Source organism: Promicromonospora umidemergens (assembly GCF_024171995.1).
GTDB classification, from domain to species: Bacteria; Actinomycetota; Actinomycetes; order Actinomycetales; family Cellulomonadaceae; genus Promicromonospora; species Promicromonospora umidemergens.
Genome location: NZ_JAMTCT010000010.1, coordinates 76374 through 97861 on the forward strand (window position 1 = coordinate 76374; position 21488 = coordinate 97861).

At 71.1% G+C, this 21488-nt stretch carries 18 protein-coding genes and 1 pseudogene; 9 read left to right on the forward strand and 10 right to left on the reverse strand.

Going from position 1 to position 21488, the window contains the following annotated elements:
- Positions 1-45: 45 nt before the first annotated feature.
- The gene (locus tag APR04_RS16565) at positions 46-2082 is read right to left on the reverse strand and encodes a glycoside hydrolase family 15 protein (protein WP_253872059.1); all 2037 of its coding nucleotides are present in this window, start codon (positions 2080-2082) and stop codon (positions 46-48) included.
- 233 nt (positions 2083-2315) lie between these two features.
- On the opposite strand from APR04_RS16565, the gene APR04_RS16570 reads away from it, so the two are divergent.
- Positions 2316-2738 carry a YciI family protein gene (locus APR04_RS16570; protein WP_253872062.1) on the forward strand — a complete coding sequence of 141 codons (423 nt, stop codon included), beginning with the start codon at positions 2316-2318 and terminating at the stop codon, positions 2736-2738.
- Positions 2711-3866, forward strand: a pseudogene (locus APR04_RS16575) (RNA polymerase sigma factor). Before APR04_RS16570 ends, APR04_RS16575 begins: the two are co-directional and overlap by 28 nt.
- On the opposite strand, the gene APR04_RS16580 reads toward APR04_RS16575, so the two are convergent.
- Positions 3863-4774, reverse strand: a complete 912-nt coding sequence (locus tag APR04_RS16580) for a DMT family transporter (protein ID WP_253872064.1) — start codon at positions 4772-4774, stop codon at positions 3863-3865. The pseudogene APR04_RS16575 and the gene APR04_RS16580 sit on opposite strands and share 4 nt — an antisense overlap.
- An 82-nt stretch (positions 4775-4856) precedes the next feature.
- Here APR04_RS16580 and APR04_RS16585 point away from each other — a divergent pair, with 82 nt between their 5' ends.
- Together APR04_RS16585 and APR04_RS16590 are read left to right on the forward strand one after the other, a co-directional pair.
- A complete protein-coding gene (locus tag APR04_RS16585; protein WP_253872066.1) occupies positions 4857-5768 on the forward strand; it encodes a LysR family transcriptional regulator in 912 nt (303 codons plus the stop codon).
- Positions 5769-5827: 59 nt separating this feature from the next.
- Complete coding sequence (locus APR04_RS16590; protein WP_253872068.1) at positions 5828-6229, forward strand: FKBP-type peptidyl-prolyl cis-trans isomerase; 402 nt, start codon at positions 5828-5830, stop codon at positions 6227-6229.
- A 99-nt stretch (positions 6230-6328) separates the two neighbouring features.
- On the opposite strand, the gene APR04_RS16595 is transcribed toward APR04_RS16590, so the two are convergent.
- From APR04_RS16595 to APR04_RS16605, 3 genes are all read right to left on the reverse strand, one after another.
- Positions 6329-8344, reverse strand: a complete 2016-nt coding sequence (locus APR04_RS16595) for a pectate lyase-like domain-containing protein (RefSeq protein WP_253872070.1) — start codon at positions 8342-8344, stop codon at positions 6329-6331.
- An 85-nt stretch (positions 8345-8429) separates the two neighbouring features.
- Positions 8430-9758 carry a class I SAM-dependent methyltransferase gene (locus APR04_RS16600; protein WP_253872072.1) on the reverse strand — a complete coding sequence of 443 codons (1329 nt, stop codon included), beginning with the start codon at positions 9756-9758 and terminating at the stop codon, positions 8430-8432.
- Positions 9755-10156 carry a DUF5997 family protein gene (locus tag APR04_RS16605; protein ID WP_253872074.1) on the reverse strand — a complete coding sequence of 134 codons (402 nt, stop codon included), beginning with the start codon at positions 10154-10156 and terminating at the stop codon, positions 9755-9757. Before APR04_RS16605 ends, APR04_RS16600 begins: the two co-directional genes overlap by 4 nt.
- A gap of 453 nt (positions 10157-10609) precedes the next feature.
- Here APR04_RS16605 and APR04_RS16610 point away from each other — a divergent pair, with 453 nt between their 5' ends.
- Together APR04_RS16610 and APR04_RS16615 are read left to right on the forward strand one after the other, a co-directional pair.
- Entirely contained in the window at positions 10610-11479 is an 870-nt protein-coding gene (locus tag APR04_RS16610) for a LysR substrate-binding domain-containing protein (RefSeq protein ID WP_253872076.1), read from the forward strand.
- Positions 11480-11613: 134 nt separating this feature from the next.
- Positions 11614-12432 carry a hypothetical protein gene (locus tag APR04_RS16615; protein ID WP_253872231.1) on the forward strand — a complete coding sequence of 273 codons (819 nt, stop codon included), beginning with the start codon at positions 11614-11616 and terminating at the stop codon, positions 12430-12432.
- A 109-nt stretch (positions 12433-12541) separates the two neighbouring features.
- Here the strand turns inward: APR04_RS16615 and APR04_RS16620 are convergent, their stop codons facing one another.
- Positions 12542-14716 carry an alpha-galactosidase gene (locus APR04_RS16620; RefSeq protein ID WP_253872078.1) on the reverse strand — a complete coding sequence of 725 codons (2175 nt, stop codon included), beginning with the start codon at positions 14714-14716 and terminating at the stop codon, positions 12542-12544.
- Between the two features lie 65 nt (positions 14717-14781).
- Complete coding sequence (locus APR04_RS16625; protein ID WP_253872080.1) at positions 14782-17331, reverse strand: glycoside hydrolase family 2 protein; 2550 nt, start codon at positions 17329-17331, stop codon at positions 14782-14784.
- 163 nt (positions 17332-17494) lie between these two features.
- Between APR04_RS16625 and APR04_RS16630 the strand changes: the two genes are divergently transcribed.
- Positions 17495-18277: a phosphotransferase family protein gene (locus APR04_RS16630; protein WP_253872082.1), complete on the forward strand. Its 783-nt coding sequence runs from the start codon at positions 17495-17497 to the stop codon at positions 18275-18277.
- A gap of 44 nt (positions 18278-18321) precedes the next feature.
- On the opposite strand, the gene APR04_RS16635 is transcribed toward APR04_RS16630, so the two are convergent.
- The 3 genes from APR04_RS16635 to APR04_RS16645 all read right to left on the reverse strand — a co-directional run bounded on the left by APR04_RS16635 (position 18322) and on the right by APR04_RS16645 (position 19992).
- Positions 18322-18924, reverse strand: coding sequence for a pentapeptide repeat-containing protein (locus tag APR04_RS16635; RefSeq protein WP_253872084.1), 603 nt, complete (start codon positions 18922-18924; stop codon positions 18322-18324).
- Between the two features lie 115 nt (positions 18925-19039).
- Positions 19040-19726 (reverse strand): peptide-methionine (S)-S-oxide reductase MsrA, encoded by a 687-nt coding sequence (gene msrA / locus APR04_RS16640; RefSeq protein ID WP_253872086.1) that lies wholly within the window; start codon positions 19724-19726, stop codon positions 19040-19042.
- 128 nt (positions 19727-19854) lie between these two features.
- Entirely contained in the window at positions 19855-19992 is a 138-nt protein-coding gene (locus APR04_RS16645; RefSeq protein ID WP_253872088.1) for a hypothetical protein, read from the reverse strand.
- Positions 19993-20006: 14 nt separating this feature from the next.
- Here APR04_RS16645 and APR04_RS16650 point away from each other — a divergent pair, with 14 nt between their 5' ends.
- Positions 20007-20792, forward strand: coding sequence for a metallophosphoesterase family protein (locus APR04_RS16650; protein WP_253872090.1), 786 nt, complete (start codon positions 20007-20009; stop codon positions 20790-20792).
- A gap of 92 nt (positions 20793-20884) precedes the next feature.
- A complete protein-coding gene (locus tag APR04_RS16655) occupies positions 20885-21484 on the forward strand; it encodes a YdeI/OmpD-associated family protein (RefSeq protein WP_253872092.1) in 600 nt (199 codons plus the stop codon).
- Positions 21485-21488: the final 4 nt, after the last annotated feature.

Below are 21488 nucleotides of genomic sequence, written 5' to 3' on the forward strand. Positions count from 1 at the left end.
CTCGACCGACCAGCAAGTGCCCAGCACTCAAAGGGGGTGAAGGGGTCAGACCGGGCGGGGGACTCCGAAGTAGCCGCCCTTCTCGGCCTCGCCGGTCTCCGCCTTGATCACGTGCATCACGGCGTTGATCAGGGCCAGGTGCGTGAACGCCTGCGGGAAGTTCCCCAGGTGCCGCCCGGTGCCCGGCTCGATCTCCTCGGCGTAGAGGTTGAGCGACGACGCGTAGCCGAGCAGCCGCTCGCACAGCGACTTGGCCCGCTCCAGCTCACCGATCTCGACCAGCGCCGACACGAGCCAGAACGAGCAGATGGTGAAGGTGCCCTCCTCGCCCTGCAGGCCGTCGTCGGTCTCCTCCGTGCGGTAACGCAGCACGAGACCGTCCTCGGTGAGCTCGTCCGCGATGGCGAGCACCGTGGCCCGGACCCGGTGGTCGTCCGGCGGCAGGAACCGCAGCAGCGGGACGAGCAGCAGGGACGCGTCGAGCGCCGGGTCGCCGTATCGCTGCGTGAACACGCCACGCTCGTCCACGCCCTTGGTGCAGATGTCGTCGGCGATCTCGTCGGCGATCTTCTGCCACGACTGGGCGTAGTCGGGCTCGTCGTACAGCCGGGCGAGCTTGGCGCCGCGGTCCATCGCCACCCAGCACATGAGCTTGGAGCTGGTGAAGTGCTGCGGCTCGCCCCGCACCTCCCAGATACCCCGGTCGGGCTCGTGCCAATGCTTCGTGGCCTCCTCGACCTGCCGCTTGAGGATCGGCCACAGCGACTCGGGCAGCTGGTCACGCGACTTGGCGTGCAGCCACACGGAGTCCAGCACCGCACCCCACACGTCGTGCTGCCGCTGGTCGTACGCCGCGTTGCCGACCCGGACGGGCTGGGCGCCCTCGTAGCCCGACAGGTGCGGCAGCTCGAACTCCTCGAGGGTCTCCTCGCCGCCCACGCCGTACATGATCTGCAGCTGTCGGTTGTCGCGACAGACATCCTGGATGAACGCGAAGAAGTCGTTCGCCTCGCGCTCCAGGCCGAGGGTGTACAGCCCCCACAGCGCGAACGTGGAGTCACGGATCCATGCGTACCGGTAGTCCCAGTTGCGCTCTCCGCCGGGCGTCTCGGGCAGGGAGGTGGTCGCGGCGGCGATCAGCGCGCCCGTGGGGGAGTAGGTGAGTCCCTTCAGGGTGAGCGCCGACCGCTGGAGGTAGGCACGCCACGGGTGGTCCGGGAACTCGCCCTGCGTGATCCAGTCACGCCAGAACCGCTCGGTGCGCCACATCGCGTCGAGAGCGCCCGCGTACGTCGTCGGCGCGCTCTGCGAGCCCCACGACATGGCGACGAAGTGCGTGGCGCCCTCCGTCATCCGGGTGCGGGCGGTGGCACGCTTGCCCTCGAGGCCGAAGCGCAGGCTGGAGCGCAGGTGCAGGTTCGGGTTGGAGTCACCGGTGTCGGCGACCACCGACGAGTAGCCGCTGTTCTCGTACTCCCAGTCCACCTCGGACCGCGCGTAGTCGGGGCGGGGCTCGCACACGACCTCAAGGTCCACGGTGCCCGACACGCACTTGATGGTGCGCATCAGGATGTGCTCGGCGTCGTCGTCGGTGGGGGTGCGGCGGTGGGTGCCGGAGCGCGACTCGAGGTCGTGCCACGGCCCCATCAGCATGGCGTCGCGCACGACGAGCCAGCCGGTCGGCGTCTGCCACGTGGTCTCGAGGATGAGCGTGCCGGGCAGGTAGCGGCGCGCGACCGGCACCCGCACGCCGTGCGGCCCCACGCGGAAGTAGCCGGCTCCCCGGTCGAGGATCTTGGCGAAGATGCTGGGTGAGTCGGGTCGGGGTACGCACATCCACTCGACGCTGCCCGACGGCGCGATCAGCGCGTTGGTCTCACAGTCCGAGAGGAATCCGTACTCGCCGATGTGGGGGAACTTGCTGCGGCCGTCCCATGCGCGCGGGGAGGCGCCGTCGCTCGACGTGTGCCCCTTGACCGGGCCCCGGTCCGTGGACTTCGGGGTCTTGCGGCGCCGAGGGGCCGTGCCGGATGCCGTGGAGGCGGCGTCGGCCTCCACTGGCTCAATCGATTCGAGCGTCATGAGACTCAAGGGTTCCGCACGTTCAGCGCACGTGGCAAGCCGCACCTGTGTGACGCGCAGAACCGTTGCCGTGCGCTGCACAGGGCTTGCACAAGCCCTGCGCGCAACCCTCGACGGACCCACGCGAAGCTGATCGTGGAACAAGTTCCCGGACGTGTCGATCGAGCGGTTTCCCATTCGACCTGTGAGTGAGAAGGTCCCATCAGGGGCCGCCGACCACAGGAGAAGGAACCATGGCGAAGTACATGCTGATCATGCGCTCGACGGACGAGACGTGGGCCGCGTTCGCGGACGTCGACTTCGAGACGATCATGAACGAGATGGGCAAGTTCAACGACGAGATGATCCAGGCCGGCGTGCTCGTCGCGGCCGAAGGGCTCGAGGACGCCGCCGACACCGTGGTCGTCGACTACTCGTCCGAGACGCCCGTCGTGACGGACGGCCCGTACGGCGAGACCAAGGAGCTGTTCAACGGCTTCTGGATCCTCGACGTCGCCTCCAAGGAGGAAGCTGTCGAGTGGGCCAAGCGGGCGCCGCTCGCCGGCCCGGGCAGCAAGGCGGAGATCCGCAAGGTCAGCCAGATCGACGACTTCCCGCAGGACAACGAGTGGATCCAGAAGGAACGCGCATGGCGCGAGTCGACCGGCCAGCTCTGAACGAGCACGACGCCGCGCGCCGGGCGGTCGAGGCGGTCTGGCGGATCGAGTCCGCGCGCATCGTCGGCGCGCTCACCCGCTACACCCGCGACTTCGAGCTCGCCGAGGACGTGGCCCAGGAGGCGCTCGCCGCGGCGCTCGTCTCCTGGCCACGCGACGGCACGCCGCGGGACCCGGCGGCCTGGCTCATCGCGACCGCGCGACGCCGGGCGATCGACGCCTACCGACGTCGGGCCGGGCGCGACGAGCGGTACGCCGCGCTCGCGCACGGCCTGGCCGAGGGGGAGGCGACCTCGGGAGCCGGGGGAGCCGTAGCCGCCACGACGAGCATCGTCGCAGGTGAACTGGGTTCTGACCCGGAGGTCTATGACCCTGACCGGATCGATGACGACGTGCTCGCCCTCATGTTCGTGGCCTGCCACCCCGTGCTCTCCCGGGAGGCGCGGATCGCCCTCACGCTGCGCGTCGTGGGCGGTCTGACGAGCGACGAGATCTCCCGTGCCTTCCTGGCTCCGGTCGCGACGGTGCAGGCGCGCATCAGTCGTGCGAAGAAGACGCTGGCGGCGGCGCGGGTCCCCTTCGAGGTGCCCGACGGCGCGGACCGGGCCGACCGGCTCTCGTCGGTGCGCGGTGTGCTGTACGTGATCTTCACGGAGGGGTCGTCGGCGACGTCGGGCGGCGATCATCCGCGGCAGGGCGGCGCTGCGGCGCGCCGTCGGCCCGTCGGGGATGGGCGCCTATGCCCTGCAGGCCGGGATCGCGGAGTGCCACGCGGTGGCGAGCTCGGTGCCGCGGACCGACTGGGAGCGGATCGTCGTGCTGTACGAGGCGCTCGGCCGGGTGGCTCCCTCGCCCGTCGTTGACCTGAACCGGGCGGTGGCGGTCGCGATGGCGCACGGTCCCGACCTCGGGCTGCGCATCGTGGACGGGCTGGTGGCCCAGGGGCAGCTCGCCGGGACCCACCTGCTGCCCGGCGTGCGGGCCGAGCTGCTGTCGCGGCTCGGCCGCACGGCCGAGGCCAGGGCCGAGTACCTGCGTGCGGCGGAGCTGTGCGGCAACGCGGCGGAGCGGGCGGTCCTGACCCGCAAGGCAGGCTCATCACCCTCGGCGGAGCGGGCGGGAGGTTAGCGCAGCTTCAGCGTCGCTACGAGCACGCCCGCCAGGCACAGCGAGCCGCCGACCAGAGCGATCGGGGTGGGCACCTCCCCCAGCAGCGCCCACGACATGAGCAGAGCGAGCGGCGCGGCCGCGTAGGTAGCGGCGCCGAGCCGGCCCGCCGTCGTGCGGGTGAGGGCGAAGCCCCAGGTGGCGAACGCGATCGCGGTGGGGAACACGCCCAGGTAGACCATGCTCAGCGTGGCCGACGTCGGAGCGACGGCGAGCTCGTCCAGGAGCACCGGGGTGAACGGGAGGCAGGCGACGGTGCCGGCGAGGCAGCCCAGCCAGGTCATGGTGAGCGACTCCACCTTGGGGAGCAGCCGCTTCTGCATCATCGTGCTGCCCGCGTAGATGACGGCGGCAGCCAGGCCCAGGGCGACGCTGACCCCGCCGGAGGCGCCGCTCGACGTGGCCAGCGCGATCCCGGCGACGCCCGCGAAGGCGATGCCGATGCCGAGCAGGAGCCGGGCGGGGAAGCCCTCGCCGAGCGAGATCCCCGCGAACACGGCGATGAGGATGGGCGCTAGCCCGACCAGCAGCGAGGCGGTGCCCGCGTCGAGGGTGCGCTCTGCCGCGTTCAGGGCGAGATTGTACAGCCCGAACCAGAGCACGCCCCAGACGATGACGCCCACCAGGGTGCGGCCCCGTGGCAGTCGCAGCTTGCGGGCCAGGGCGGCCATGACGGTCAGCGTGATGGTGCCGACGAGGATCCGGCCCAGGGCGAGGGCGCCCGGTGAGTAGTCGAACCCGGCAGACCGGATGCCGATGAACGCGGAGCCCCAGAGGACGACGGTCACCGCGGCGGCCGCCGGGACGAGAAAGCGGTGCGTGGCTGGCGGGGCCGGCGTGACAGGTGCGACGGGCGTGGTGTTCGTCATGGTGCGATGGTGACCCCGAAGCACTGTGAAGCACCAGCGATTGTTCCTTCATCTGAATTCAGTTTCGCTGTACAGTGGCGCCATGCTCGACGTCCACCGCCTTCGCGTCTTCCGTTCCGTCGTCGCCTCCGGATCCATCGGTGCGGCCGCGGCGAATCTCGGCTACACGCCGTCCGCCGTCAGCCAGCACGTCTCCGCGCTCCAGCGCGAGACCGGGCTCAAGCTCCTGGCGCGGCACGGCCGCGGCGTCCGCCCCACCGCCGCCGGGCATGCCCTGGCCGCCCAGGCCGACGGCGTGCTCGAACGGCTCGGCGAGGCGGAGTCCATGGTCGCCGACCTGCGTGCGGGCCGCACCGGCTCGCTCTCGGTCGCCTATTTCGCCTCGGTGGGCTCGGCCTGGCTGCCCGACGTCGTGCGCGCCGTCACCACGCAGTTCCCGGGTGTCCGCCTCGGCCTGGAGCTGGCCGAGCACATCCCTGACAAGACCGAGGACCGGGCCGACCTGCAGGTCTGCGTGGCGCAGGCCGGGTTCGAAGCCGGGAGCGGTTTCACCGCGCACCACCTGATCGACGACCCGTACGTCGCCGTCCTGCCGCGCAGCCACCGGTTCGCCGACCGGGACGAGATCGAGCTCGCCGAGCTCGCCGACGAGTCCTGGGTCGACAACGACTTCGCGCGCGGCTGGTGCCGGCGCAACCTCCTCGAGGCGTGCACCGCGGCAGGCTTCAGTCCCACCTTCCACGTCGAGGCGCACGACTACGCGACGGCTGTCGCGTTCGTGGAGGCAGGGATCGGCATGACCGTGCTGCCCCAGCTCGGCGCCGTCCACCTGCCGCAGGCGACGGTCGCCGTGCCCGTGGTGCGCCCGACTCCCGTGCGCTCGATCTATGCCGTGATGCAGGACGCGGTGGCGCACACGCCGCCGGCCGTGGCGGCCCTGGACGCGCTGCGGCAGACGGCCGCCGCTTCGCGGGCAGCCGTGGTGGCCGCATAGGGTGGGCGGGTAACGGCGCCGGGCCTGCTCGGTGCCATCCCGATCGAGAGGCAATCCTCGTGACCACGCTTCCTACCGCCTCCGGCGCCTTCGGTGACAAGCCGGAGCTGACGTTCCCCGAGGGTGGCGCACCCGCCGGCCTGCAGGTGCAGGTGCTCTCCGAGGGCAACGGCCCGGTCGTCGAGTCCGGACGCACCATCGTGGTGAACTACCTGGGCCAGACCTGGGGCGGCCACGTCTTCGACAACTCCTACGACCGTGGCACCACCATCGACTTCCCGATCGGCGTCGGCGCCGTCATCGGTGGCTGGGACAAGGGCATGGTGGGCCAGAACGTCGGCTCGCGCCTCATGCTCTCGATCCCGCCGGAGCACGGCTACGGTGCACGCGGCGTGCCGCAGGCCGGCATCGCCGGTGGGGACACGCTGGTCTTCGTGGTGGACGTCGTCGGGGTTCAGTGACACGTTCGCCGAGGTAGAACCAGAGCTGCAGCGCACCCCGGCGGGGTGCGCTGCAGCTTCTTCCCGCCCTGGTTCGCTCGCGGGAGGGTCGGAGCCGGGTTACGGGTAGGTGACGACCTGGGACTTCTGCGTTCCCTGCTGGACCGCGGCACCGGTGTCGTTGATGACGTGGTTGATGCCGCCCGAGCCGTTGAGGAACACGGCGGTCATCGACCCGAACGACACGCCGGGCGCGTTCGGCGCCTGGATGCCGGACTCCAGGCGGATGTCCTGGCCCTGGTTGAAGAACGAGTACGTGCCGGTACCGATCGCGGAGTGGTTCTGCACGTCGTCGGCGACTCGGTAGGCGGCGTAGCCGAGGCGGTCACCGTCCATCCACGCGGCCTGGTTCGGTACGTCGTAGGGCAGCTCGTTCTGGTAGAAGAGCGTCTGGCCGTCCTCGCCGTTCCAGATGGTCTGCTCCTCCTGGTAGTGCTCCACGAACAGGCCCGTCGCGGTGACCCGGTCACCGTTGACGATGACGCCGTGGGCGCCGGTGTTGACGTCCCACCCGATGCCGTTGCCGTGATCACCGCGCCAGGCCCAGATGTGGTCCAGGAGCGTGTCGGGGCTGTTCACCTCGATGGAGGTGACGGCCTTGCCGGCCCAGGGGCCGCCCACCCGGACGAAGACGTCGGTGAGCGTGGTCGGGTCGGCGGCGTCGGAGACGGTGGCGCCCGTCGGGCCGACCTTGATGAGCGTCTCTGACTCGGGGACGTTGGCGTCGGCGGTGATACCGGCGATCTTGACACCCGCCACGTCGCCGACCTCGACGACGGCGTTGCCGGCCGTCGGGGTGAGCGAGGCGTAGCCCAGGCCGAGCACCACCGTGTCGGCGCGGTCGATCTGCAGGGCCGCGTCGAGCTCGTAGACACCGGGGGTCAGGATGAGGTTCTTGCCGGCGGCCAGCGCCGCGTTGATCGAGGCGGCGTCGTCGGACCCCTCCTTGGCGACGTAGAACTCGGAGACGTCGATCGACTCACCGGCTTCCGGTCCGGTGGACCAGTCGGTGCCGCTGCTGTCCGTCTTCGCCTTCGGGACGAAGACGGCGAGCTCGCCGGAGCCGTCCCGGTACAGGAACGGGGCCTCACGGCTGACCGGCGTGGAACCGACGGTCGTCGTCACGCCGACTCCCTCCCCCACCGGCTGGCCGAAGTCGTTGGCGGGCGCACCGGTCACGCCGGAGAAGAGCATGTTCCACACGCCGCCTTCCCACGCGCCCACCTCCGAGTTACGGGTGAACCACTGCTGCTGCGAGCCGGACTCGATGGTGCCGGAGACGCGCGAGTTGGCCAGGTAGCCGCCGGAGGCGAACTCGCCGTACCGGCCGAAGATCGTCAGGTCACCCTGGATGTCCATGCGCCGCATCGGCGCCGCCTGCGAGACGGCGAAGCGCATCTGGTGCGGTTGGGTCACGCCCGCCGGGTACGGCAGGGCCGCGTCCTCGCCGATCGGGCGCTGGATCGGGTTGATCCCCATGTTGGAGATCGACCGCCAGAAGCGGGTCAGCGAGCCAGGGTCGGCGCACGCCCAGGGCTGGCTGGGACAGCCGACCACCGGCTCCACGTGCAGTGCGCCGTTGATGTGGACGTCGTCGGGCTGCGCGCCGAGGCCCGATATCGACTCGTAGTAGCCCACGTGGGCGTTGACGATGCCGGTCGCGGTGGCCGGGTCGTCCTGGCCCGCGGCGCTCCCGTAGGTGCCGGGCTCGAAGAACACCTGGTGCCGGTCGAGGCTGAACTCCGCCTCGTCGTTCACCGTCTCGAGGAACTCGTTGATCCGGTCGACGGTCCAGGTCTCGTCGATGAACGTGACGTTGGCTCCGAAGTCGGGGTCGGCAGCTGCCTTCTTCGGCTTCTTCACCTTCGGCTTCTTCGGCTTCTTGGTCTTGTGCTCGGACTTTGACGTCGCGTCCTGCTCTGCCTTCGCCACGGAGGCCTTCGCCATGGTTCTGCCCTCGTTCATGGCGGTCGGTGCGGCGGTAGCCGGCAGAGCGGTGACCGCGGCTCCCGCGGCGAGCGATGCTGCGACGGCCGCGACGGCGGCGCCGCGCAGGGTGGTCCGGAGTGTCCTCATCGACAGATCCTTCGAGCTCGGGGCAGGCCGGCGAAGACCGGGCGTGCTGCCGGTGCGGATGCGCCCGGGTGAGCGCCCAGCCAGGCTAACCGCCCGTTACTGACTGTTCTGTAAGTACTTTCCGCACACTCCGGGTCACGGTGAACCTCGGGTTCTGGGCCACGTGCTCCGTCGGCCCGACGGCGCGCTGCAGCGCGCCGCGGTAGCGCAGGCCCGTGTTGAAGACGGTCCACAGCTCGCCGCCGTCACGCAGGACGCGGCCCGCGGCGGCGAACATGCGGTGCGCCGCGTCCGTGCTCAACGCCGTACGGTCGTGGAACGGCGGGTTGAGCAGCACGAGGTCGGCCGTGCCGTCGGGGACGGGGAGCAGGTCCCCTGCGTCGCCCCGCACGACGGCGGCCCTGACGCCGTTCGCGGCGAGCGTCGCCTTCGTCGAGGCGCAGGCGGCCGTGCTCCGGTCCGTCGCGATCACGTGGGCGCCGGGGAAGCGCAGCGCCAGGACGGTGGCGAGGATGCCGGTGCCGCAGCCGAGATCGACCGCGATGGGGCGGCCGTCCATGAAGTCCGGGTCGTACGTGGGGGAGGCCGGGCCGGCCTGGGCACCTGACAGGCCGGGCCAGCGGTGGGCCTGGGCCAGCAGGAAGCGGGTGCCGAGGTCGAGCGTGGCACCGGCGAAGGCGGCCCCGTGCGCGACGACGGTCAGCCCCGCGTCCGCTTCCTCCGGGGCGCCGATGGCGTCCAGGATCTCGCGGTCGGTGAGCCGGGCGGTGACGGGATAGGTGAGCGGGCCGACGTCGGACCGGGGTGCCCGCGCGATCAGCAGCCGCGACTTCTGTCGCGCGAGTGACGGGCTGACCTGCCCGAACGAGGCGCTGAGCACATCGTTCATCGCGTGGGTCATGTGCTTGACCCGGCCGCCGGCGAGCAGGGTGAGCGCCGGGTCGGCGTGCCGGGCGACGTGCTCGGTGATCTCGGTCAGCTCGGCGAGCGACGGCGGCAGCTGGAGCAGCACGAGCCGCGCGCCCGTGAGCAGGTCGGGACCGAGCTCGTCGTGGACGGTGAAGCCGACTCGGGCGGGTTCGTGTGGGACGGGCGCGTTCTCGGCGGCCTGTTCGCGCCCCGCCCACAGGGTCTGGGACGCGCGCGCTGAGTTGGCGGAGAGCGCGGCCTCGGCAGTGATCGCGTCCTGGTACACGTCGACGTTGCGGGCGCCCAGCGCCAGCGCACCCAGGGTGAGGGCACCGAACCGGTCGCCGATCACGACCACGCCGTCCGGGTCCCGCTCGATCAGCGGGGCGGCCTCGTCGAGGAGCAGCCGGTCGGTGGCGTCGACGGCGACGGGGCCGTCGGCGCGCGAGCCGTCCTCGGGACAGGGGAGGAGCTCGGCCAGGACGGCGTCGGCCTCTGGGCTCACCGTGCGGAGCGGGCCTTCTTCTCCGCTGCCTTGCGGGCCTCCTCGACGCGCTCCTCCTCGGCGCGCACCTGAGCGGCGATCTCGCGCTCCTGGGCCAGCCACGCGGGCGGGTCGTCGCGCAGCTCGTTGATCTGCTCGGTGGTCAGCGGCTCGGTGATGCCACCGCGGGCCAGGCCGGCGATCGAGATGCCGAGGCGCCCCGCCACGACGGGCCGCGGGTGCGGGCCGTTGCGGCGCAGCTCGGCCAGCCACTCGGGCGGGTTGGTCTCCAGCTCCTCGAGCTCGGCACGCGTGACGGGCGAGTCCTGGAACTCCTGCGGCGTGGCAGGCAGGTAGACGCCGAGTCGCTTGGCGGCGTTGGACGGCTTGAACCGCTGCGAGGCGAAGGAGGAACTCATGGGCCCAGCCTACTTGGGCGTAGGCCCAGGCATCCCGCCGACGGGTCGGGTGACGCTGTGAGGTCGGGCGGTGTTCTGCGGGCTGGGGTGGTGGTGGGCGGGCGGCTGCTGTGGGTGTCGGGCTGCACTGCTCGGCCGGCTGGCGCTGGGGGTCCGGCTGCGGTCTTGTTGGCGCAGACCGGCGCCGAGTGCAGAGTTGGCAGCGGTGCCCACCGGCGACTGCAGACTTTGCTGCGGTGGCAGCTACTCCATCCGCAACAAACTCTGCAGTCGGCGAGCGGTGGCGCGACGAAGTCTGCAGTCGGCGGGTACGGCGGGTACGGCGGGTACGGCGGGTACGGCGGGTACGGCGGGTGGCGCTGCCGGGCTGGTAGGGGTGTCACATACTCGGTCGGCTCCGCGGCCGGGGCTGGAGCGGGCCACAGGGCAAGGCGGGCCCCGTAGCCTTGAGGTGTGAGCCACCCTGAGCCCCCGGAGCCGTTCCGTCTTGCCTATGCGCCCGGCGCGACGCCCGGCAAGTGGGCGAGCGTGTGGCGCGAGCGGCTGCCCGACGTGCCTCTCGAGCTGGTGCAGGTCGAGGCATCCGCCGTCGCGCGCGCACTGGAGGCGGGGGAGGCCGACGCCGCGATCGCCCGGCTGCCTGTGGACAAGGAAGTGTTCTCCGCCATCCCGCTCTACGAGGAGGCGTCGGTGGTCTGCTTCTCGCGCGACCACCTGCTCGCTGCCCTCGCCGACGAGGAGACCCTGTCCAGCGCCGACATCGCGGAGGACCCCGTCTGGGTTCCCGCCGACGACGTCCTCTTCGCCGCGCACCCGGTTCCCGGCGTCGTACCGGCGGATCCGGAGGGGAACCCGCTGGACCCGGTCCCGACCACTGCCGACGCCGTGGCCACCGTCGCGGCGAACGTGGGGGTGGCGGTCCTGCCGCTGTCGCTCGCGCGGCTGCATCGTCGCAAGGACGTGACCTACCGCCTGCTCGAGGACGGGCCGACGGCGCCCGTCGGGCTGGTCTGGCCCACCGACCGCACCACGGACCTGGTCGAGGAGCTCATCGGGATCGTCCGTGGCCGCACGGTCAACAGCTCGCGCGGTCGTGGTGGCCCGTCCACGCGGTCGGCGCAGGAGGGGGCGTCGGGGGGTGGATCCGCCGGCAAGGCGGCAAGGACCGGCGTCAAAAAGCCGGCGAAGGGCGCGTCGAGCGGGGCTGCGGGACGCGCCGGTGAGAGGCGTGGCGGTGCGAAGGCGGGCGGTCGCGGGGGAGTGCAGCGCGGTAAGGGTGCGCGTCCGGTCCCGAAGGGAAAGAAAAAGGGCAAAGGGAAGTAGTGGTATCTAAAAGTCTATGTAAGATATTTCGATAAGATAACGGCATATTGGCGATCTGCACCATTGTCGCTACGCTCCGGGAGGCGTGCCGGATGTTCGGCACCGAAACCACCCCCGTCTCGAAGGAGCGCCCAGTGCGCAAGATGACCGTCTTGGGAGCCTCCGCGCTCCTTGTCGCCGGCCTCATGGCCTCTCCGGCTGCTGCGTTCGCCGCACCGATTGCCGGTGCGCCGGCCGCGATCACCGGTGACGGCGAACGCCTCGACGACCAGGTGTGTAAGGACTACGACTCCGGCAAGATCGAAGCGGAGGAGAACGCCGGCGAGGTTTACGTCGAGGCACCTGAGGGCCAGCTCATCTCCGGCTACTGCGTGAAGGCCGGTTCCAAGAACCAGGACGAGGGCGAAGGCGGCGCGTACTTCGTCGAGCTGGACGAGCCTGCCGCGTCGTGGACCATCACCTACCCGTGGGGCGGTGGCCGTGACATCAGCCACTACGCGCTCGTCTACACGGACGCGTCCACCGTGCCGAGCCAGGAGCCGACACCGGAGCCGACCGTGCCGGGCGAGGAGCCGACGGACGAGCCCACGAAGCCGGGCGAGGAGCCGACAGGCGAGCCCACGAAGCCGGGCGAGGAGCCGACAGGCGAGCCGACGGACGAGCCCACCAAGCCGGGCGACGAGCCGACAGGCGAGCCGACCGACGACACGACCACCGAGCCGGGTGAGCCGGGCGATGAGCCGACCACGGACGTCACCGAGCCTGCTGGCGAGTCCGCAGCCCCGGCCGAGGACGACGCCACGCCTTCCCCCTCGGCCTCCGCAGAAGCGCCCGGTGTGCTCGCCTCGACCGGTGCCAGCACCGTCATCGGCTTCACCCTCATCGCGCTGGCCCTCGTGGGTGGCGGCGTGACCCTGATCGTGCTCCGCCGCAAGGGTGTTCTCGGTAGCTGAGGGGCTCTCGCGCCGGCGTAGAACACCGACGTAGAACACCGACGTAGAAGGAGGGCGGGACAGAACCGGAATCCGGTTCTGTCCCGCCCTCCTTCTACGTCGTGCGGCTCTATTTCGGCTCGGTGGCCGTCACCTGGATGATCAGCGCCTGCATCGGCCACAGCGTCGGCAGCTGCAGCCCCACGCCGGTCAGCACCGAACCGGGCATGTCCATCGCGTCCTTGCCCAGCCAGGCCGGGGTGATGCCGCCCAGCCACTTGGCGGAACCGACCTCGTCACGGACCCGCACGCTGTATCGCAGGGCAGGGTCGAGCCCGTCGAGCCGTACCCGTTCGGTCAGCGCATCCTGCGGTGATGCCATGGTCGCGACGGTCCACATCCCGGCGGTGCGGTCGGGGGCGACGAAGCCCGTGACCCGCAGCGCCGGGTCCACCGTGTCGGCGTGCACGACGGTGCCGGTGTGCACCAGGGACCGGAGCTCCTTGTAGAGCGCGGCGTATGCCGAGACCGCGACCAGCTCCTCGTCGGTGCAGGTCAACAGATCCCACTCGAAGCCCGCGTGGCCCTGCAGGGCCGTGGCCACCCGGAACGTGAGGTCAGTGGTGCGCCCCGACGAGTGTGCCGGTGACGGGCCGACGTGGGCGCCCACCAGCTCGGGCGGCAGCACGAGCGACGTCCACCGTTGGATGTCCTGGCGCTCCAGGGGATCGTTGGAGTCCGACGCCCACACGCGGTCGGTGACCTCCAGGATCCCCAGATCGGTCCGGGCGCCGCCGGAGGAGCACGACTCGATCTCCAGCCCGGGGTGGTCCGCCTTGAGCCGCGCGATCAGCGCGTACGTGGCGCGGGTCTGGGCATGAGTGCCCGGCCGTAGGAGGCCGTCGGCCCCGCGGTGGACAGGCTCGGCGAGGTCGCGGTTGTGGTCCCACTTGATGAAGTCGATGCCCAGCTGTGTCACCAGCGCCGAGATCTGGGCGCGCAGGTACTCCCACGTGTCGCGGTTCGCGAGATCGAGCACGTACTGCGTGCGGAACGAGAGACCGTCCGGCGACGGGATCGCTGCCGGGTTCGACAGGATCCAGTCCGGGTGGGCGCGCGCGAGGTCGGAGTCGAGGTTGACCATCTCGGGCTCGAACCACAGGCCGAACTGCATCCCCAGCTCGTGCACCAGCCCGGCCAGCGGGTCGAGGCCGTCCGGCCAGACGTCGTGGTCCACCACCCAGTCACCCAGGCCTGTGGTGTCGTCACGTCGGGAGTGGAACCAGCCGTCGTCGAGCACGAAGCGCTCCACGCCGACAGCGGCGGCCCGCCGCGCGAGCCGCTCCAGCTTGGCCGGCGAGTGGTCGAAGTAGACGGCCTCCCACGTGTTCAGCACCAACGGCCGGGGGCTCGTCACATGCTGCGGACGTGCCCGCACCCACGTGTGGAACCGGTCCGCGACGCCGTCCAGGCCTGCCGGCGACCACGCGAAGTACGCGTCCGGCGCGTGGTAGGTCTCGCCTGCCGCAAGCCGGATCTCGCCCGGCCGCACCAGCTCACCGGCACCGAGCAGCGTGGTGTGCTCGGTGAGGTGGTCCACCCGGTGCGTGACGTCGGCGCTCCACCCCAGGTGGGTGGCCCACACCTCGCCGGTCCGGTTGCGCGGTGTGCCCGACGAGGCCAGGGTCACCCAGGGCGCGTCGTGTCCCGAGCGCCCGCGCCGGGTCTGGCGGGCCGTGCTGCCGGCCGGCATGGCGGTGGTGACCGGCACCTTCTCGCGGGACCAGCGACCGCTGAACTGGGTGAGGTGGTCAGCGGACCTCGGCACGGGCAACGTGGCCTCGAGCCAGTGCACGTCCACCGCGGCCGGGCCGTCGTTGGTGAGCTCGTGACGCAGCAGCACCAGCCCGCCCACGCCGATCTCGAGGTGCGTCCGCAACGTGAGCCCCAGGTTCGCGTCCCGCGCCGTGACGACCAGCTCCGCGGTGTCCCGCTCCGCCTCGGCGACCGTCCACCGCGGGAAGAGCGGAACGCCGTCCGCCACGACGAGCAGTCCGGGGCGGCCCGCCCACCCGTCCGACTCCTGCGGCAGCAATGATGGCCGCCAGGCCGAGTCGAGCGTGCCGGGCGCGGTCTGACGGCTGGTCGCCGAGTCGAGAGCCCGCAGGTCCGCCGGCGTGAGCTCGCCCAGGTCCTGGCCCCAGTGGAGCACCAGCGGCAGTCCCACCTCGGGGTGTGCCACTACGACTGCGACACCGTCGCGGCGCAGTACTGACCAGCTGGATTCCTCGACAAGCCCGTTCATGTGGTGTCCCTCCGCCCCCTGGACCACACCGTATGCGTGGTCACTGACATCGAATCGGCCCGACCCTAGCCCGCCGTGCGGACCAGGTCGTTCTCGGTGCGCAGCACCGGCCGGGAGACCAGCGCCTCCTGGTCGAGACCGCGGCTCGTCACGTGGAACACCGCCGTCGCGCCCGCCGGAAGGTCGACGACCTGCTCGTCCACCTGCGCGTCCGGGTCGAGGCGGTCTGCCAGCAGCGTGACGCCCAGGGCCAGCGACGTCGCCGTCACGTCCACGCGGTAGCCGCCGTCCTCCGCCGTCACCGTGGTCCGTACAGGGGCAGGATCGAGCGCCAGGTCCTTGCTCTCCGCCCACCGGTGGATCGCGCGCGCCTCCCCGAGGGTCACCACCAGCACCTCGCGGGCCGAGTCGCTGACGGCGGCCACGTCGCCGGCCAGCGGGACGAGGGTCACTGACCGTGGTGCGACGGTCACCGCCTCTGCGCCCGCGTCCGACGTCGCCAGCACCGCACCACCGAGGGTGGTCCGGGCTGCCTCGACCTGCCCTGTCCACGGCTCGTCGGTGTCGTTCACGAGTGCCGCCACCAGGTCGGCGCCTCGGGGCTGCACCGTCACCATCCGGTCGGCGAACGCGTGCTTCATCGCGTACCAGAGCGGCTTGCGCCGGCCGTCACCGTCGACGGCGGCCCACGAGGTCACCGGCCAGCAGTCGTTGAGCTGCCACACGATCGCTCCGGCGGTACGCGGCCACCACGACCGGTAGTGCTCAAGGGCGTACTGGATCGCGCGTGCCTGATTGAGCTGCGTGGCCCAGTGCCAGTCGGTGAAGTCGTCCGGGACGTCCAGGTGCGGGGCGAGGCCGCGGTCGAGCTTGCCGTTGCCGTCGATGGCCTTCTGGTGCAGCAGGAAGACCTCTGAGTCCTTGAACCTCGGAGGTACGGTGTCGCCGTCGGACAGGATCGCCCGCCGCATCGTCGCCCATGTCGCGGGGCCCTGAAAACCGAACTCCGACGGGAACCGCGGCACGTCGTCGCGGTAGTGCGTGTAGTCGACCTGGTTCCAGACGGCCCACTGGTGGTGTGTGCCGTGGTCCGGGTCGTTGGGGTGCGTCTCCTCGGGTGCGAGACCGGGGGAGTACGGCGATCCGTCCGCGTACGGCCGGGTCGGGTCCACCTCGGCCAGGATCTTCGGGAAGAGCTCGTAGTAGTAGCCTGCACCCCAGGTGAGGTCGCCCAGCGGCTTCTTCCAGTCCCAGTCCTCGTGCCCCCAGATGTTCTCGTTGCCGCCGTTCCACAGCACGAGCGACGGGTGCGGCGCCAGGCGGGCGGCATTCTCACGCACCTCCGCCTCGAGCTCGGCCCAGTGCGGGTCCTCCTCCGGATACGCGGCGCAGGCCAGCAGGACGTCCTGCCAGACCATGACGCCCCGCTCGTCGCAGACGTCGTAGAAGTCGTCGGACTCGTAGATGCCGCCGCCCCATACCCGCAGCAGGTTGAGGTTGGCGCCGAGCGCCTGGTCGACGCGCTGTTCGAGGCGCTCGCGGGTGATGCGGGTCAGCAGGTGGTCGTCAGGGATCCAGTTGGCCCCGCGTGCGAAGACCGGTTTGCCGTTGACGACGAACGTGAAGCGTGTGCCGTGCTCGTCGGGTGTGCGGTCCACCTCGACGTTGCGGAACGCGACCCGGCCGGACCAGGCGTCCAGCGGGTCCGAGCGGTCCTCGCCGTTGCCCTCGTAGAGGGTCACCGTGATCGGGTACAGCGGCTGGTCGCCGTGCCCGGCGGGCCACCACAGGTCGACGTCGGGCACCTCCAGCTGTCCCGTCAGCCGCATGACGCGGGCCGAGTCGTTGCCGCCGGACGTCCCGATGGTCAGGCCACGGCCGCCGACGGCGACGTCGAGGGTGAGCGAACCGACGTCGGACAGGCCGGAGGTCTCGACCTCGACCCGCACATCGACCAGCCCCGTGCCGTCGTCGGCCACCGTCACCAGGGGTGTCACCCGGGCGAGGCGCGCCACGCGCCAGCGCTGGACCCGCACCGGCTTCCACAGCCCGGCCGTCTGCAGGTCCGGGCCCCAGTCCCAGCCGAACGAGCACGCCATCTTGCGCACCATGTTGAAAGGGTGGGTGTTTGCCGAGGGGCGGGCGCCGAGACGCTCCGCCTCGGCCTCCGCGGTCTCGAGCGCCGAGTCGAGGTCGACCACGAGGTTGGCCGGCGTGCCGACGAGCTCACGCACGTCGTACCGGTAGGAGCGGTGCATGTTCGCGGTGCGGCCGAGCTCGGTGCGGCCGTGCGCCACGTCCGTGTGCTCCACGTCGGTGTCCACGGACACGGTGGACACCGTGTCGATGCCCTCGAAGAGCAGGTCGACGCGCTCGTCGGGTTCCGCAGGCGGCTCGTCGAGGACGGTCGCGCACCGCCAGGTGGCGCGCTGCATCCAGGCGAGCGAGGTCTCCTCGGTGCCGAGATACGGGTCGGGGATGAGCTCCTGCTCCAGCAGGGCGGTGTGGCTCGTGCCCGGGACGGTCGCGGGGACGGGAACCCCGGCAAGGTCCGCCGGTACGGGTCCGCCCGTCGGGGTCAGGGTCCAGTCGGTCAGGTCGCGGCTGATCTTCATCGATCCTCGTCCTCCCAGAGCGGTGCGCTCAGTGCGTGTGCGAGCGAACCCGAGCATAGGGCCGGGCGGCGCGTCGGATCGAACCGATATCAGCGCGCCTCGAGCGGACCGTGCCTGCGCAAAACAGGCGACTTCGGCGGCCGCTCCCGCCAGGATGGCCGGTATGGACGAGGTCGAAGTCGTCGTTGCCCACAGCCAGCGTGCGACGCTGCGCGTCGGCGACGTGTTCCTGAAGGTCGACGGTGACCCTGCGCACGCCGACCTTGAGGTGCGCGCGATGGCCATGGCGCCGATCCCGACTCCGGCGGTCCTCTGGTGTGAGCCGCCCGTGCTCGCGATCGCAGCCGTGCCTGGAAAGGCGCTCGGCCTCCTTGGTGAACCCTCGGGCGCGTCACCGGCGGCGTGGGCGGCGGTGGGTGCCGCCATCCGCAGGCTGCACGACGCGCCGTTGCCGCCGTGGCCGGGGGCCAGGCTCGACGACGTGGCGGCGGACCTCGACAGCGAGTGCGCGTGGCTGCTGTCCAACGGCGTTCTGCCCGCCGAGGTGATCCGGCGCAACCGCGAGATCGCCGAGGGCGCGCTCCGGCCGTGGAGACCGGCGTTCATCCACGGTGACCTGCAGATCACCCACGTGTTCGTCGACGGCGACGAGGTCACCGGTGTCATCGACTGGTCCGAGGCCGCCACCGGGGACGCCATGTTCGATCTCGCCACCTTGACGCTCGGCCACGAAGAACGCCTCGACGACCTGCTTGCCGGCTACGGCGACGGCGCGGACCGGGACGTGATCCGCGCTTGGTGGTCGCTGCGCAGCCTGGTGGCGTCGCACTGGCTGATCGAGCACGGCTTCGATCCGGACGCACCGGGGTGCGAGTTCGACGTGCTCAGGTCCCGGATGCGGGAAGACGGTGTCACCACACCCAACAGGCTCGATCGACGGGTCTGACCCCAGGTGCCCGTCAGGATCTGCCAGCGACTGGCTGTACTCGTTCAGTCCGGCCGGACCACGAGCCCGAGCGTCTCGGCCAGCAGGATCGCCTGGGCCTCGCTGACCACCGCGCCGGTGACCGTCGCAGAGAGCGGGTCGAGCGTCGACAGGTCGCTCCCGCGCAGGTCGGCGTTGGTCAGGTCAGCCTGCTCGAGATCCGCGCCCGACAGGTCGCAGCCGACCAGGACGACACCGTTCGCCTTGATCCCCGCCAGGTCGGCCTCGCGAAAGCGGACGCCGTCGAACTGCGCGCCGGCCACGGCGGCGCGGTGGAGATCGGTGAACGACCAGTTACCGCCCTCGACCTTGAGCAGGTCGAACCGGCAGTCGGCGAACTGCGAGCCGACCAGCTTGCAGCGCTCCAGCTTCGCGTCGAAGAACACGCACCCGTCGAACACGCACGAGGTGAACGCGAACTCCGTGAGGTGGGCGCTGTTGAAGCGCACACCACGGAACACGCACGAGTCGAACGTGGCGCCCGTCCCCGAGGCCTCCGTCATGTCGACGTCGACGAACAGCGTGGCCATGTGGTCCTCGCCGGACAGGTCGCGGGCGTACCAGTCCTCGCCGTTGACGGTGAGCTCGGTAGCGGGCATCCGAATCATGGGGCCGACCCTACGGCGTCCCACTGACACCGCCGGGAGAATGGTTGTGGGCGCGATCACTGCGCCTACGACGGTCGCGTTGTCGCAACGGTCGCGCCCACGATCAAGGGGTGGGTCAGGCCGCTTCGGGGAACGGGACGCCCGTCGTCGCGTGGCAGCGGTAGCCGTTCGGGTTCTTGGCGTCGGACAGATACTGCTGGTGGTCGTCCTCGGCGTAGTAGAACGCTCCGGCCTCGGCGGCGGGCGCGATCTCCGTCGTGATCGCGTCGTACCCCTTGGCGCTGAGCACCTCGGTGTAGCGCGCAGCGGTCTCCTTGGCGGCCTCGGCCTGCTCCGGCGTCGTCCAGTAGATCGCCGAGCGGTACTGCGTGCCGACGTCGTTGCCCTGGCGGAAGCCCTGCGTGGGGTCGTGCCGCTCCCAGAAGATCTTGAGCAGCTCCGCCTCGGTGACCTTGGCCGGGTCGTACGCGACGAGCGCGGTCTCCGTGTGGCCGGTGCGCGCGCTGCAGACCTCCTCATACGTCGGGTTGGGCGTGGTGCCACCCATGTAGCCGACGGCGGTGCTCACCACGCCGGGGAGCTGCCAGTAGATCTCCTCGGCGCCCCAGAAACAGCCCATCGCCAGGTACAGCACGCGCGTACCGGGCTCCCACGGGCCCGTGATCGACGAGCCGAGCACCGTGTGCGGGCGCGGTGCCTGGAGCACCGGCGCGGAACGGCCCCGCAGGGCGTCCTCCGGAGCGATCATCGTGGTCTTCGTGGAGCCGGAGCCGGGGCCGAAGAGGGAGTTGAGGAACGTCATAGAACACTTCCTTACGTCTACTTGCGCGGGTAGCGCTTTCATCATGGCAACACACCTTGACGCGGTGGTGTTCCGGCGCTGTTACGCCGCGAGTGGGACCTAAGCGGGCCACCAGCCGCTCGACCGACCTATCTGTACGCGGCGCTCACCTCTGCCGCGAACTCGTAGTCGCGCTGCCAGTCCGTGCCGGTCGGTGCCAGGATCACCCGCTCGACCCCGGCCGCTCTGCCGCCGGCAGATCCCGGTGGCGGCACGGCGCCGCGCACGCCATGGTCAGCCTATGAGCAGCGAGGTCGGTGCGGTAGCGGTCCTGTCGGACGTCCACGGGGTGCTTCCCGTCCTGGACGCGGTGCTCGCCGAGCCGGACGTGATCGCAGCCGACCGCGTGGTCGTCACCGGTGACCACGCCGCCGGACCGCAGCCCGTCGCCGTGCTGGGCCGCCTGCGGTCCCTGGGGGAGCGGGCCCTCCTGGTCCGTGGGAACGCGGACCGTGAGCTGGTCGCCCTCGCACGCGGCGGAGGCACCAGCATCCCCGATCCCGTCGCGCCCTGGGCCGCGGCCCAGCTGCGGCCCGACGACGTCGCGCTCCTCGCCGGCCTGCCGCACCCGGCCGAGCTGACGGTGCGCGGGTTCGGCCGCGTCGTGTTCTGCCACGCCACACCGCGCGACGACGAGGAGGTGGTGCTCGTCGACTCCTCCCTGGAGCGCTGGGCCGAGGTGCTGGGCGGGCTCGATCCCGCGGTGCGGACTGTCGTCATGGGGCACACCCACATGCCGTTCGTGCGGCTCGTCGACCGGCGCCTGTGCGTCAACCCCGGCAGCGTCGGCATGCCGTACGGCCGCGCGGGCGGGTCCTGGGCGCTCCTGCGGGACGGGCAGGTCGAGCTGCGCCACACACCCGTCGACGTCGCGGCGGCAGTGACCGCCGTCGCCACCGGAAGCACGTACCCCGGCGCGGAGGAGTGGGCGCGGGAGTACGTGACCTCGGCCAGCAGTGACGCTGACGCGCTGCGGGCGTTCGGTCCGCGGGACGGCCGTCCGACGATGAAGGGACGTCTGCGGTAGCGCGGCCTGGCGCAGCGCACGGACCAGCTCCTGGACGGCCTCGGCAACTGACCTCCAGGGCACTGTCGGTGGCTCGGCGTAGCGTGCTGCCCATGGCCGACACCGACCCTGAGCTCCTGCTCGCTGACACCGCCGCGTGGCGCACGTGGCTCGACGAGAACGAGGCGACGTCGAACGGCGTCTGGTTGATTCTCGCGAAGAAGGGCAAGGGCGCCCCGACGAGCCTGACCCGCGACTCCGCGCTCGAGGAGGCGCTGTGCAGCGGCTGGATCGACGCGCAGGCACTCGGCCGCGATGATGCGACCGCGCTGCAGCGGTACTGCCCGCGCAGATCACGGAGCCGCTGGTCGGCACGGAACGTAGGGATCGTGGGGCGCCTGACCGCGGAGGGTCGCATGCGGCCCCGCGGCCAGGAGGAGGTCGACAAGGCCAAGGCGGACGGCCGCTGGGACGCCGCGTACGAGGGCAGCAAGAACATCGAGGTGCCGCCCGACCTTGCCGAGGCGCTCGCGGCCAGCCCACGCGCGACGGCGATGTTCGCGATCCTCACCGCCCAGAACCGGTACGCGATCCTGTTCAGGATCACGGGAGTCAAGAAACCGGAGACCCGGGCACGGAACATCACCAAGTTCGTCGGCATGCTCGAGCGTGGTGAGACGGCGCACCCGCAGAAGCGGAAGCTGGAGGCCTGAGATC